This window comes from Variovorax sp. Soil_C_12 (genome assembly GCF_057657375.1).
On sequence record NZ_JBDGIO010000005.1, the window covers coordinates 200,723 to 213,945 of the forward strand.

The window sequence follows — 13,223 nt, forward strand, 5'->3', positions numbered from 1 at the left end:
TGTACTCCCTGCATCGCCTACTCCCTGAGCCTTTGGTGTGTGGCGAGGGAAGATAGCCGAAGCCCGGAGGGGCCGCACCCCTCCAAAAGTCGATACTTGAAATCGATAAGACTTACGCCTTACCGCACGCACACTTTCCGCGGACTTGGGATTAATCCCTTCAGTGTCCCGGCACCAGGAAGTCCTGGCTGATCCGCCATCCGAGCTCGTTCACCCGGTCGAGGAACTGCGTGAGGTACGCGTGCAGCCCGGTCGCGAGGATCTCGTCGACGCGCGCGTACTGCAGATCGGCCAGCAGCTTGCCGGCGCGCCGCTGGGTCTCGGCGCTCTGGTCGTTCTGCACCTTCTCGAGGTCGTTCACCACCTCGACCAGGCTGGCGTGCAGCGAGCGTGGCATGTCCGCGCGCAGGATCAGCAGCTCGGCCACGCGCTCAGGCTTGATCACGTCGCGGTACACCTTGCGGTAGACCTCGAAGGCCGAGACGCTGCGCAAGATGGCGCTCCAGTGATAGAAGTCGTACTCCTGGTCCTCCTCGGTGGCGGTGCCGAAGAACTCGCTGTTGAGCGCATGGAACTTCACGTCGACCAGGCGCGCCGTGTTGTCGGCGCGCTCGATGAAGGTGCCCAGGCGCGAGAAGTGGAAGGCCTCGTCTTGCAGCATGGTGCCCACCGTCACGCCGCGCGACAGGTGCGAGCGGAACTTGACCCACTCGAAGAACTGCCCTGGGTCGCGCTCGAAGTCGCCGGCGCGCAGCATGCGGTTGACCTCGAGCCAGGTGGTGTTCTGCGTCTCCCACGATTCGGTGGTGAGCGCGCCCCGCACGGCCCGCGCGTTCTCGCGCGCGGCACGCAGGCAGGACACGATGGACGAAGGATTGGCCTCGTCCTTGACCATGAACTCCATCACGCGGTCGGGCGTGATCTGGTCGTACTTGTCGTTGAAGGCCGGCAGCAGCTCGCTGATCGACAGCAGGCCCTGCCAGCCGTATTTGGCGACCTCGGCCGATTGCGGCAAGAGCGAGGTCTGGTAGTTGACGTCGAGCATGCGGGCGGTGTTTTCGGCCCGTTCGGTGTAGCGCGACATCCAGTAAAGGTGATCGGCGGTGCGTGAGAGCATGTGGCGGTTCCCTGTAATGGCCTCAAACCCCGAAAGCGCTGTCGCGCTTTGGCGTGTTTTGGTGGCGACATGACAAGCGCTTCGCGCAATTGTCAGTCGCCCCCGCGAATGCCTTCGGCATATCGCCCGCCCGTTCGGTGTAGCGCGACATCCAGTAGAGGTGATCGGCAGTGCGCGAAAGCATGGTGTTCTTCTCCTCGGATCAGCTCGACTGCGTCTGGGTCTGGCTCTGCGTCTGTTCCGGCGCGCCGTTGCGCGGCTTGGTTCGCCGGTCGCCCTCGAGGATCCAGGTGTCCTTGGTGCCCCCGCCCTGCGAGGAGTTGACCACCAGCGAGCCCTCCTTGAGCGCGACGCGCGTGAGCCCGCCCGGCACCATCTGCACTTCCTTGCCCGAAAGCACGAAGGGCCGCAGGTCGATGTGGCGCGGCGCGATGCCCGACTCGACGAAGGTGGGCGAGGTCGACAGGCTCAGCGTGGGCTGCGCGATGTAGCCGTCGGGCTTGGCCAGCACGGCCTTCTTGAAGTCCTCGATCTCGGCCTGCGTCGCGGCCGGGCCGATCAGCATGCCGTAGCCGCCGGCGCCATGCACCTCCTTGACCACCAGGTCCTTCATGTGGGCCAGGGTGTAGTCGAGGTCTTCCTTGTTGCGGCACATCCAGGTCGGCACGTTCTTGAGGATCGGCTGCTCGCCCAGGTAGAACTCGATCATCTTCGGCACGTAGGGGTAGATCGACTTGTCGTCGGCCACGCCGGTGCCCACGGCATTGCAGATCACGACGTTGCCCTCGCGGTAGGCGCGCATCAGGCCGGCGCAGCCCAGTGTGGACGTCGGGCGGAACACCTCGGGGTCGAGGAAGTCGTCGTCCACGCGGCGGTAGATGACGTCCACGCGCCGCGGTCCGCGGGTGGTGCGCATGTAGACGAAGTCGTCCTTGACGAAGAGGTCCTGCCCCTCGACCAGCTCCACGCCCATCTGCTGGGCGAGGAAGGCGTGCTCGAAGTAGGCGCTGTTGTACATGCCGGGCGTGAGCACCACCACCGTGGGCTCGGCAGTGGCCGGCGGGGCGGACGCGCGCAGGGTTTCGAGCAGCAGGTCGGGATAGTGCGCCACCGGGGCGACGCGGTTCTGGCTGAAGAGGTCGGGGAAGAGCCGCATCATCATCTTGCGGTTCTCCAGCATGTAGCTCACGCCGCTGGGCACGCGCAGGTTGTCTTCGAGCACGTAGTACTCGCCGTTGCCGCTGGCGTCGGGCGCGCGCACGATGTCGATCCCGGCGATGTGCGAGTAGACGTCGTTGGGCACCTTCACGCCCACCATCTCGGGCCGGTACTGCGCGTTGTTGAAGATCTGCTCGGAGGGCACCACGCCGGCCTTGACGATCTCCTGCCCGTGGTAGACGTCGTGGATGAAGCGGTTGAGCGCCGTCACGCGCTGCACCAGGCCCTTCTCCATGCTCTCCCATTCATGGGCGGGGATGATGCGCGGCAGCAGGTCGAAGGGGATCAGGCGCTCGGTGCCCGAACCGTCCTCGTCCTTCGCGCCGTAGACGGCGAAGGTGATACCGACCCGGCGGAAGATCATCTCCGCCTCCTCGCGCCGCGAACGCATCACCTCGGGCGGTTGCTTCGCGAGCCACTGGTCGTAGCGCTTGTAGTGATTCCGGATCGCCGCGCCTGGGTAGGGCAGCTGCTCGTACATCTCGTCGAATTTGTGCATGGGACGACCAATCTCCTTGGCCGTAGCTTAGCAAGTTCAAGGCCAGACGCTCTGCTCACGCTAACCCCAACGCGACATTCAGGGCGGCTGGTGATGCCAGTAGCGCCGGCCTTCCTGCCGTTCGCAGCGAACGCTCCCGGGATGGGCGCTGGACCAGCGGGCGGCGCCGCAATGCGCCGAATCGACCAGGGCGATGCCGCGCTCCGCATAGCGCGCCACCACCTCACCGGCGGGGTGGCCGAAGCGGTTGCGGTAGCCGGCCTGGACCAGCGCGATGCGCGGCTGCACGGCGTCGAGCAGCGCGGGGGTCGAGGAGGTCTTGCTGCCATGGTGGGGGACCAGCAGCAGGTCGGCCTGCAGCGCCGGCGTGCGCGCTGCCAGCGCGGCTTCCTGCACCCGCTCGATGTCGCCGGCCAGCAGCACGGCGGCACGCCCGTTGCCGACGCGCAGCACGCAGGAGACCGCGTTCGGCTTGGTGAAGCCGGCGTAGTCGGCCTCCTGGGGGTGGAGGATCTCGAAGCGCACGCCGTCCCAGGTCCACTGCTGGCCGGTCAGGCAGCGCTGGACCGGCCGCAGCTGCTGCAGCGGGTGCCCAGCCTCGACCGAGCTGCGCAGCTCGGCCTCGGCCTGCGTCGCCAGCACCGCGGGCGCGCCGCCGGTGTGGTCGCTGTCGCGGTGGCTCAGGACGACGGTGTCCAGCCGCTCGCCCAGCGCCCGAAGCAGCGGCACCAGGACCCGGTGGCCGGCATCGCTTTCCAGGCTGTAGCGCGGACCGGCGTCGTAGAGCAGGCTGTGGGTCGCGGTGCGCACGAGCACCGCATTGCCCTGGCCGATGTCGGCCGCCAGCAGCTCGAACTCGCCCGCCGGCGGCCGCGGCGCCTGCCAGAGCAGTGCCGGCAGCAGCAGCGGCAGCCCCTGCAGGCGCAGTGCCCAGGGCAGGCGCATGGCCAGCAGCACCCCGCCGGCCACGCCGGCGACGCTGGCCCAGAGCGCAGGCGCCGGCGCCGAGAGCGTGGCCAGCGGCAGCTCGGCCAGCCACTGCAGCACGAAGGCCAGCAGTTGCACCGCCCGGGCGGCCAGGTCCCACAGGGGCGGCATCAGCACGCCGAGCATGGCGAGCGGCGTCAGAACCAGCGTGACCCAGGGAATGGCGATGGCATTGGCCAGCAGCCCGACGCTCGAGACCTGATGGAACAGCAGCAGGCTCAGCGGCGTCAGCGCCAGCGTCACCGCCCATTGCTCGCGCGCCATGCGCGCCAGGCGCGCCGCGGCGCCCGCACCGCCGGCGTCCGCCGACCCGCTGGCGAACAGCACGCCGACGGCGACGAAGCTGAGCCAGAAGCCCGCCTGCATCAGTGCCCAGGGATCGACAGCCACGACCACCGCGCATGCGCCCAGCCAGACGAAGGGCCAGGGCCACTGCCGGCCGGTGAGCCGCAGCAGCGCGACCGTGGCCAGCATCCAGACCGTGCGCTGCGAGGGCAGGCCCCAGCCGCTGAAGAGGGCATACAGCGTCGCCAGCAGCACGCCGCCCACCAGGGCCGCATGTGGCGCGGGCAGCCACAGCGTGAGGCGGCTGCTGCGCCGCCAGGCCGCGCCCACCGCCCATGCGGCCAGCCAGGCGAACATCGTGATGTGCAGGCCTGAGATCGACATCAGGTGCGCCACGCCGGTGGCGCGGAACACGTCCCAGTCGGCACGCTCGATCGCGTTCTGATCGCCGGTGACCAGGGCCGCGATCACGCCGGCCGGCCGGCGCTCGGGCACGCGCTCGAAGACGGCGTCGCGCACCGCTTCGCGCGCCCGCTCGACGGGGTGGCGCCAGGTCTGCCCGAGCGGCTGCGGCGGCGCATCCCGCGTGCCCGTGCGCACGTAGCCGCTGGCCTGCACGCCCTGCTCCCACAACCGCAGCTCCTGGTCGAAGCCATGCGGGTTGAGATTGCCGTGCGGCGCCTTCAGGCGCACCGTCATGCGCCAGCGCTCGCCCGCGTGCACGGCGCCCGGCGCGGCAGCGGGCTCGGCGCGCGAGGCCTGCTCAGGCGCGCGCCCCCAGAAGCCGGTGTTGTCCGCGTACCAGCCCAGCGCGATGCGTGAGGGTGTGCGCGGCAGCCTGCTGTCGGCATCGCCGGCCCAGCGGGCGCTCTCGACATCGAAGAGAAAGCGCACGGCCCCATCGCCGTGCTGCGGCATCTGCGAGACCACGCCCTCCACCTGCAGGTCGCGGCCTTCGAGGGAGGGATGCAACGCTTCGCCCGCATAGGCGCAGGCACGCCAGCCCGCGAGGCCGCCGCCGGCCATCGCCCCGGCGATCAGCAGGGCAGGCAGCAGGACGCGCGCGGATGGCCCCCGCCCGCGCAGCAACGGCAGGCATGCCGCCGCGGCCGCCAGCATGGCGACGTAGACGGCGGCGCCCCACAGCGCGGCCTGCTGCAGCTGCAAGGCCGCGCCCAGCACCGAGCCGGCCATCAAGGCAAAGAAGCCCAAGCCGCGGCCCTGCTCGCCGGCCGTCACGAAACACTCACCGATGCCATGCTGCAATCACTCCCTCAGCTGCGCTCTGTGGCGCGCTAATTGCTATGCCTGTGGGCTAGTATGCGTCCTCGTTCAGAGGCTCCCTCGACGCTTTAGAAAAAAATGTCCATCCACGCCGCACTCCACCACGTCACCCACTACAAGTACGACCGTCCGGTGCAACTGGGCCCCCAGGTGGTACGCCTGCGTCCCGCGCCGCATTGCCGCAGCAAGGTGATCTCGTACTCGCTGCGGGTCGAGCCCGAGCAGCACTTCGTCAACTGGCAGCAGGACCCCTTCGCGAACTACCTCGCGCGGCTGGTGTTCCCCGAGAAGGCGCGCGAGTTCAAGGTCACGGTCGACCTGGTGGTCGAGATGGCGGTCTACAACCCCTTCGACTTCTTCCTCGAGCCGCAGGCCGAGAACTTTCCCTTCAAGTACACCGAATCGCAGGCGCAGGAGCTGGCGCCCTACCTGGTGGCCGATCCCGCCACGCCGCTGGTGGCCGCCTACCTCGAGAAGATCGACCGCAAGACGCAGCGCACCATCGACTTCCTGGTCGGCATCAACCAGCAGGTGCAGCAGGACGTCAACTACCTGATCCGCATGGAACCCGGCGTGCAGACGCCGGAGCAGACGCTGGGCAATGCCTCGGGCTCCTGCCGCGACTCGGCCTGGCTGCTGGTGCAGCTGCTGCGAAACGTAGGATTGGCGGCGCGCTTCGTCTCGGGCTACCTGATCCAGCTCACGCCCGACGTGAAGGCGCTCGACGGTCCCAGCGGCACCAACGTCGACTTCACCGACCTGCACGCCTGGTGCGAGGTCTACCTGCCGGGCGCCGGCTGGGTCGGCCTCGACGCCACCTCGGGCCTGATGGCCGGCGAAGGCCATATCCCGCTGGCTTGCACGCCCACGCCCTCCAGCGCGGCGCCGATCGAAGGCGGAGTCGACGAGGCCGAGGTGGACTTCGGCCACGAAATGAAGGTCACGCGCATCCACGAGTCGCCGCGCGTGACCAAGCCCTACACCGAGGACCAGTGGGCCGAGGTGCTGGCCCTGGGCGATGCCGTCGATGCGCGCCTGGCGGCCGGCGACGTGCGCCTCACCATGGGCGGCGAGCCCACCTTCGTTGCCACCACCGACCGCGACGCCGCCGAATGGAACACCGATGCGCTGGGCCCCACCAAGCGCGGCTACGCGACCGAGCTGGTGCACCGGCTGCGCGACGAGTACGGCCAGGGCGGCTTCCTGCATTTCGGGCAGGGCAAGTGGTACCCGGGCGAGCAGCTGCCGCGCTGGGCGCTGTCGATCTTCTGGCGCGCCGACGGCCAGCCCGTGTGGCACCGCCCCGAGCTCTTCGCCGACGAGCGCCATCCCACCCACTACACCAGCGAAGACGCGCAGCGCTTCACCCGCGCCCTGGCGCACCGGCTGGGCCTGACCGACCGCTTCGTGCAGCCCGGCTACGAGGACGTCTACTACTACCTCTGGCGCGAGCGCCGGCTGCCGGTGAACGTCGACCCCTTCGACTCGAAGCTCGACGACGAGATGGAGCGCGTGCGCCTGCGCCGCGTGTTCACGCAGAAGCTCGATGCCGTCATCGGCTACGTGCTGCCCATCGAGGCCGCCAACGCCGACACCGATGCGCCCGCGCTCGCCGGCCCGGGCTGGAAGACCGGCCCCTGGTTCCTGCGCGACGACCGCCTCTACCTGATCCCAGGCGATTCGCCGATGGGCTTGCGCCTGCCGCTGGATTCGCAGCCCTGGGCCAGCAAGGGCGACTACCCCTACCTGGTCGAGCGCGACCCCACCGCGCCACGCGCGCCCCTGCCGGCCTCGGCCCTGTTCCGGGCGCGCTACGAGGGCACGCCGGGCAGCGCGCCCGACCTCGTCGAAGTGCCCTACGACTTCGGCACGCCGCAGCAGTCGCCAACCGCCGTGCGCTTCCAGGCCGCGCACGGCAATGCCGCGGCGGCGCGCGCGCAGGCCGCGGCGGAGCCGACCACGGTGCGCCCTCCGCGGCGCGGCGAGTCGGCCCACTGGATCACGCGCTCCGCGCTGTGCGTGGAAGTGCGCGACCCGCGCCGCGCCAACGGGCCCGCAGCCGAGAAGCTCGGCAGCGCCTCGGGCGTGCTCTACGTCTTCATGCCGCCGCTGGCGCGGCTGGAGGATTACCTCGACCTGCTCGCCGCGGTCGAGGCCACCGCCGGGGAGCTCGACCTGCGGGTGGTGATCGAAGGCTATCCGCCGCCGCGCGATCCGCGCCTCAAGCTGCTGCAGGTCACGCCCGATCCGGGCGTGATCGAGGTCAACATCCATCCGGCCCACAACTGGCGCGAGCTGGTGGAGCACACCGAGTTTCTCTACGGCGCGGCCTTCGAGACCCGGCTGTCGGCCGAGAAGTTCATGACCGACGGCCGCCACACCGGCACCGGCGGCGGCAACCACTTCGTGCTGGGCGGCGCCACGCCCGCCGACAGCCCCTTCCTGCGCCGGCCCGAGCTGCTCGCGAGCCTGCTGCTCTACTGGCACAACCACCCCTCGCTCAGCTATTTGTTCTCGGGCCTCTTCATCGGCCCCACCAGCCAGGCGCCGCGCGTGGACGAGGCGCGCAACGACCAGGTCTACGAGCTGGAGATCGCTCTGGCCCAGATCGCGCGCAGCCGCGAGGTGCATGGCGAGGACATGCCGCCCTGGCTGGTCGACCGCACGCTGCGCAACATCCTCGTCGACGTCACCGGCAACACGCACCGCAGCGAGTTCTGCATCGACAAGCTCTACTCGCCCGACGCCACCACCGGCCGCCTCGGCCTGCTGGAGCTGCGCGCCTTCGAGATGCCGCCGCATGCGCGCATGAGCATCGCGCAGCAGCTGCTGCTGCGCGCCATGGTGGCGCGCTTCTGGGACGCGCCCTACCGCGCCCCCGTCACGCGCTGGGGCACCGAGCTGCACGACCGCTTCTTGCTGTCCACCTTCGTCAAGATGGACTTCGAGGACGTCATCAGCGAGATGCGCCAGGCCGGCTTCGCCTTCGACCCGGTCTGGTTCGCGCCGCATTTCGAGTTCCGCTTCCCGCTGGTCGGCCAGGTGCAGGCCATGGGCGTGGAGCTCTCGCTGCGCAACGCGCTCGAGCCCTGGCACGTGATGGGCGAGGAAGGCTCGGCCGGCGGCACGGTGCGCTATGTCGACTCGTCGCTGGAGCGCGTCGAGGTGCGCGTGACCGGCCTCAACGAGAGCCGCTACGTCATCACCGTCAATGGCCAGGTGCTGCCGCTGCAGCCCACCGGCACGGCCGGCGAGTTCGTGGCCGGCGTGCGCTACAAGGCCTGGAATCCGCCCTCGGCGCTGCACCCCAGCATCGGCGTGCATGCGCCGCTGACCTTCGACATCGTCGACACCTGGATGAAGCGTTCGCTCGGCGGCTGCCAGTACTTCGTCTCGCATCCGGGCGGACGCAGCTACGACACCTTCCCCGTCAATGCCTACGAGGCCGAGAGCCGGCGCCTGTCGCGCTTCTCGCGCATGGGCCATTCGCCGGGACTGCTTCGCACCCCGCCGGCGAGCATCGAGATCGCGGGCAGCCGGGAATTCCCGTTCACGCTGGATTTGCGCAAAGCTTGACGCGCGAGCCTGGGTCTTGTGGCGAGGGTGTGACAATCAACGCACCGTGGACCCCTTGAACGAATCCCTCTTCGACGCCCAGGCGCTGGAATCGCCGGCCGTCCTGGCGTCGTCGCTCGCGCCGCCGGCCGCGCCGGGGCATTTCGACGAGCTGCGCGGCCTCGCCACGCCGGCCAGCGTGCCGCGGCTCGGCGTGCCCTCGCAGCCGGCGCCGCTGCACGACGCATCCTCCCCGCCCCCGGCCACGCCGGCCGAGGCCCCGGCCGATGAACGCGCCCCGCTGGCGCCGCATTGGGCCGGCTTCTTCGAGCAACTCGGCACCGAGGGTTTCAGCGACCTCCCCCGCCGCGCCGTCAGCCTGGAGCGCCAGATCCGCGACAACGGCGTCACCTACAACGTGTATGCCGACACCGACAGCCCGCAGCGGCCCTGGTCGCTCGATCTCTTCCCGCTGATCGTTCCGCCCGAGAGCTGGGCCACGATCGAGGCCGGCACGCTGCAGCGCGTGCGCCTGCTCGATCGCGTCCTGGCCGACGTCTACGGCCCGCAGAAGCTGCTGGCCGAAGGCCTGCTGCCGCCCGCCCTGGTGCATGGCAACCCGGGCTACCTGCGAGCGATGCACGGCGTGCGCCCGCCGGGCGACACCTGGCTGCGCATTGCCGCCCTGGACCTCGCGCGCGGCCCCGACGGCAACTGGTGGGTGGTGTCGCAGCGCACGCAGGCACCCTCGGGCCTGGGCTATCTGCTGGAGAACCGCCTGGCCATCGCGCGGCAGTTCCCGCAAGCCTTCGAGGCGCTGCACGTGCAGCGCCTGGCCGCCACCTACAACGCGATGATGGAGGGCCTGCAGCACATGTGCCCCGCCGGCCAGCCGCCGCACATCGTGCTGCTGACGCCCGGGCCCTACAACGAGACCTACTTCGAACACGCCTACATCGCGCGCTACCTGGGCATCACGCTGGTCGAGGGCAACGACCTCACGGTGCGCGACCAGCGGCTCTACCTCAAGACCTTGCAGGGGCTGCGGCCGGTCCACGGGCTGATCAAGCGCCTGGACGACCAGTTCCTCGACCCGCTGGAGCTGCGCGCCGATTCCACCCTCGGCGTGCCCGGCCTGCTGCAGGCGGTGCGTGCCGGCAACGTGCTGGTGGCCAACACGCCCGGCTCGGCCTTCCTCGAATCGCCCGCGCTGCTCGGCTTCCTGCCCGCGCTGTCGCGCCGGCTGCTGGGCGAGAAGCTGCTGCTGCCGGCCCTGCCCACCTGGTGGTGCGGCGAGCGCGCCGCGATGGAGGCCGTGCTGCCGCAGCTGGCCGGCTGCACCATCAAGCCCACCTACGCCGGCGAGGACGGGCATGCCGGCTTCGAGACCATGCTCGGCAGCCGCCTGAGCCGGCGCGAGCTCGACGAATGGGCCGGCCGCATCGTGCGCGAGGGCGAGGAATACACGGTGCAGAACTACCTGCCGATCGCGCAGATGCCGACCTGGAGCCAGGACCTGGGCGAGGGCCGCATCGCGCCACGCGCGGTGCTGCTGCGCGTCTTCGCGGTCTGCGTCGGCCCGCAGTCCTGGCGCGTGCTGCCTGGCGGGCTGGCACGGCTGGCGGCGGCCGACGCGCAGATCGCCTCGATGCAGCGTGGCGGCAGCAGTGCCGACGTGTGGGTGCAGACGCACGGCGAAGTCGACCGCACCACCCTGCTGCAGGCCCACAGCACGCCGGCCTCGCTGGCGCGCCACCGCGCGCCGGTCACCAGCCGCGCGGCCGAGAACATGTTCTGGCTGGGCCGCTATACCGAACGCGCCGAGAACGCCGTGCGCCTGGCGCGGCTCACGCTGGACCTCCTCAGCGGCGAAGATCCTTCGTCGCCCAGCCTGCTGACCTGGCTGCACGACATGGCGCGGCGCAACGCACTGGTGCCGCGCGACGTGCCCAGGCTGCCGCGCTCGCGGCGCGTCTTCGAGCGCGCGCTGATCGCCGAGCTGGGCGACATCGACGAGGGCGGCAGCGTGGGCTACAGCCTGCGCTGCGTGCGCCAGGCCGCGGCCGCGGTGCGCGAGCGGCTGTCGCCGGACCACTGGAACCAGATCGTGCGCGCCGAGGCCGAGTTCATGCGCCGCAGCGCCGAGCAGGCCGGCGAGCGCGGCGAAGGCGGCTATGCCAGCGCCGCCGCGCTGCGCATGCTCGAGTCCGCCAGCGCCGCGCTGTCCGCCATGACCGGCGCCCAGACCGACCGCATGACGCGCGACGACGCCTGGCGCCTGCTCTCCATCGGCCGCCACATCGAGCGCCTGGCCTTCCTCTCCAGCTCGCTGGCGGCCGGCTTCGAGCTCGGCTCGGTACACGACGTGAGCGGCTTCGAGGCGATGGTCGCGCTGTTCGACAGCACCATCACCTTCCACGCGCGCTACCAGCAGCGCCGCGACGTCGCCACCCTGGTCGACCTGCTGGTGCTGGACGGCGACAACCCGCGCTCGCTGGCCTGGGTCACGCAGACGCTGCGCGGGCGCATCGCGCGGCTCGCGGGCAGCGCGCCGGGCAAGCTCACGGCGCTGTCGCACGAGCTGCCCGACCCGGCCACCTGGACCCTGGAGCACCTGTGCGAGCCCGGGCCCCGCGCGGACTACGCCGCGCTGGCGCAGCTGCTCGAGACCTGCGAGACCGCGGCCTACCATGTGTCGGATGCGATCGGCATCCGCTATTTCACCCTGACCTTGGAATCGCTCCATTCCGTCGGGGCCTAGAGGGCCTAGCCATGCTCCTGCACGTCACTCACGAAACGCGCTACGCGTATTCGCCCCCCGTCGAAACCGCCCAGCACCTGGCGCACCTCAAGCCGCGGGCCACGCCGTCGCAGCGCCTGGTGAGCCACGCGCTCACGGTCAGCCCCGAGCCTGCGCAACGCAGCGAGTCGCCTGACGTCTACGGCAACGCGCGCGCCTTCTTCGCGCTGGACTCGACCCACGAGGAGCTGGTGGTCACGGCCGAGAGCGTGGTCGAGACCTCCACGCCCCTGCTCTCGCCCGCCGCCGCGCGCGAACTGCCTTGGGAGGAGGTGCGCGAGCGCTTCCGCTACGCCAAGGAAACGCGCTTCGATGCCGCCGCCGAATTCGTCTTCCCCTCGCACTACGTGCCGCGGCACGACGACTTCGCCGCCTATGCGCGGCCCAGCTTCACGCCGGGCCGCCCGCTCTTCGACGCCGCCATGGACCTGGCGCTGCGCATGCACACCGACTTCGTCTACGACAGCGGCAGCACCGAGATCAGCACCCCGGCGATCGAGGCCCTGGCCCAGCGCCACGGCGTGTGCCAGGACTTCGCGCACATCATGATCGCCTGCCTGCGCACCCTGGGCCTGGCGGCGCGCTACGTCAGCGGCTACCTGCTGACGCAGCCGCCGCCGGGCCGGCCGCGGCTGCTCGGCGCCGATGCCTCGCATGCCTGGGTCTCGGTCTACATTCCCGGCGCCGATGGGCCTGGCGACTGGGCCGAATTCGACCCCACCAACGGCCGCCAGCCCGGCGAGGACTATGTCGCGCTGGCCATCGGCCGCGACTACTCCGATGTCTCGCCGATGCGCGGCGTGCTGCACGGGGGCGCGCGCCACACCCTGTCCGTCGGCGTCACGGTGCGGCCGCTGGAGGAGTTGCGGGCCGAGGCCGCGAAGGCGGCGCAGCAGGTGCAGTCGCAGAGCCAGAGCCAGACCCAGACCCAGACCCAGACCCAGACACAATCGCCCTTCCAAGACCCAGACAAGGAACCCTCATGAGCATCGACGACAAACTGAAAAGCCTCGGCATCACCCTCCCGCCGGTCGCCATCCCCGCCGCCGCCTACGTCCCCTTCGTGCAGACCGGCAAGCTGGTCTTCCTCTCCGGCCATATCGCCAAGAAGGACGGCAAGCCCTGGGTCGGCCAGCTCGGCGCCGGCCTCGGCACCGAGGAAGGCAAGCAGGCCGCGCGTGCCATCGCGATCGACCTGCTGGGCACGCTCAAGGCGGCCATCGGCGACCTGAACAAGGTCAAGCGCATCGTCAAGGTGATGAGCCTGGTCAACTCGACGGCCACCTTCACCGAGCAGCACCTGGTGACCAACGGCGCCAGCGAGTTCTTCGCCGAGGTCTTCGGCCCCGAGAAGGGCGCGCATGCGCGCAGTGCCTTCGGCGTGGCGCAGATCCCCTTTGGGGCCTGCGTCGAGATCGAGCTTATCGCTGAAGTCGAGTAAGGCCGGACCCGCCCCCAAGGCAGGGGAGCTTCCTTTG

Annotated in this window: 8 protein-coding genes; 4 read left to right on the forward strand and 4 right to left on the reverse strand. The window is 70.3% G+C overall.

The features are described 5' to 3' along the window. Nucleotides 1-160: 160 nt before the first annotated feature. From AC3A6X_RS15640 to AC3A6X_RS15655, 4 genes are all read right to left on the reverse strand, one after another. The gene (locus AC3A6X_RS15640) at nt 161-1,117 is read right to left on the reverse strand and encodes an alpha-E domain-containing protein (RefSeq protein WP_487843047.1); all 957 of its coding nucleotides are present in this window, start codon (nt 1,115-1,117) and stop codon (nt 161-163) included. A gap of 22 nt (nt 1,118-1,139) precedes the next feature. Next, complete coding sequence (locus AC3A6X_RS15645) at nt 1,140-1,301, reverse strand: alpha-E domain-containing protein (protein ID WP_162574461.1); 162 nt, start codon at nt 1,299-1,301, stop codon at nt 1,140-1,142. 18 nt (nt 1,302-1,319) lie between these two features. Continuing rightward, nucleotides 1,320-2,834, reverse strand: a complete 1,515-nt coding sequence (locus AC3A6X_RS15650) for a circularly permuted type 2 ATP-grasp protein (RefSeq protein WP_487843048.1) — start codon at nt 2,832-2,834, stop codon at nt 1,320-1,322. A 78-nt stretch (nt 2,835-2,912) separates the two neighbouring features. After that, the gene (locus AC3A6X_RS15655) at nt 2,913-5,300 is read right to left on the reverse strand and encodes a DNA internalization-related competence protein ComEC/Rec2 (RefSeq protein WP_487843295.1); all 2,388 of its coding nucleotides are present in this window, start codon (nt 5,298-5,300) and stop codon (nt 2,913-2,915) included. Nucleotides 5,301-5,468: 168 nt separating this feature from the next. Here AC3A6X_RS15655 and AC3A6X_RS15660 point away from each other — a divergent pair, with 168 nt between their 5' ends. The 4 genes from AC3A6X_RS15660 to AC3A6X_RS15675 are packed head-to-tail and all read left to right on the forward strand — an operon-like array spanning nt 5,469 to nt 13,186. After that, a complete protein-coding gene (locus AC3A6X_RS15660; protein ID WP_487843049.1) occupies nt 5,469-8,966 on the forward strand; it encodes a transglutaminase family protein in 3,498 nt (1,165 codons plus the stop codon). Nucleotides 8,967-9,012: 46 nt separating this feature from the next. Further along, nucleotides 9,013-11,706: a circularly permuted type 2 ATP-grasp protein gene (locus AC3A6X_RS15665; protein WP_487843050.1), complete on the forward strand. Its 2,694-nt coding sequence runs from the start codon at nt 9,013-9,015 to the stop codon at nt 11,704-11,706. A gap of 11 nt (nt 11,707-11,717) precedes the next feature. Next, a complete protein-coding gene (locus AC3A6X_RS15670) occupies nt 11,718-12,731 on the forward strand; it encodes a transglutaminase family protein (RefSeq protein ID WP_487843051.1) in 1,014 nt (337 codons plus the stop codon). Further along, complete coding sequence (locus AC3A6X_RS15675) at nt 12,728-13,186, forward strand: RidA family protein (RefSeq protein WP_487843052.1); 459 nt, start codon at nt 12,728-12,730, stop codon at nt 13,184-13,186. The genes AC3A6X_RS15670 and AC3A6X_RS15675 overlap by 4 nt, the downstream gene beginning before the upstream one ends. Nucleotides 13,187-13,223: the final 37 nt, after the last annotated feature.

Excerpts from the sequence above, each read along its gene's own strand:
- AC3A6X_RS15640 (WP_487843047.1), bottom strand. The coding sequence starts at position 1,117 with ATGCTCTCACGCACCGCCGATCACCTTTACTGGATGTCGCGCTACACC.
- AC3A6X_RS15655 (WP_487843295.1), bottom strand. The coding sequence starts at position 5,300 with ATGGCCGGCTCGGTGCTGGGCGCGGCCTTGCAGCTGCAGCAGGCCGCG.
- AC3A6X_RS15650 (WP_487843048.1), bottom strand. The coding sequence starts at position 2,834 with ATGCACAAATTCGACGAGATGTACGAGCAGCTGCCCTACCCAGGCGCG.
- AC3A6X_RS15670 (WP_487843051.1), top strand. The coding sequence starts at position 11,718 with ATGCTCCTGCACGTCACTCACGAAACGCGCTACGCGTATTCGCCCCCC.
- AC3A6X_RS15660 (WP_487843049.1), top strand. The coding sequence starts at position 5,469 with ATGTCCATCCACGCCGCACTCCACCACGTCACCCACTACAAGTACGAC.
- AC3A6X_RS15675 (WP_487843052.1), top strand. The coding sequence starts at position 12,728 with ATGAGCATCGACGACAAACTGAAAAGCCTCGGCATCACCCTCCCGCCG.
- AC3A6X_RS15645 (WP_162574461.1), bottom strand. The coding sequence starts at position 1,301 with ATGCTTTCGCGCACTGCCGATCACCTCTACTGGATGTCGCGCTACACC.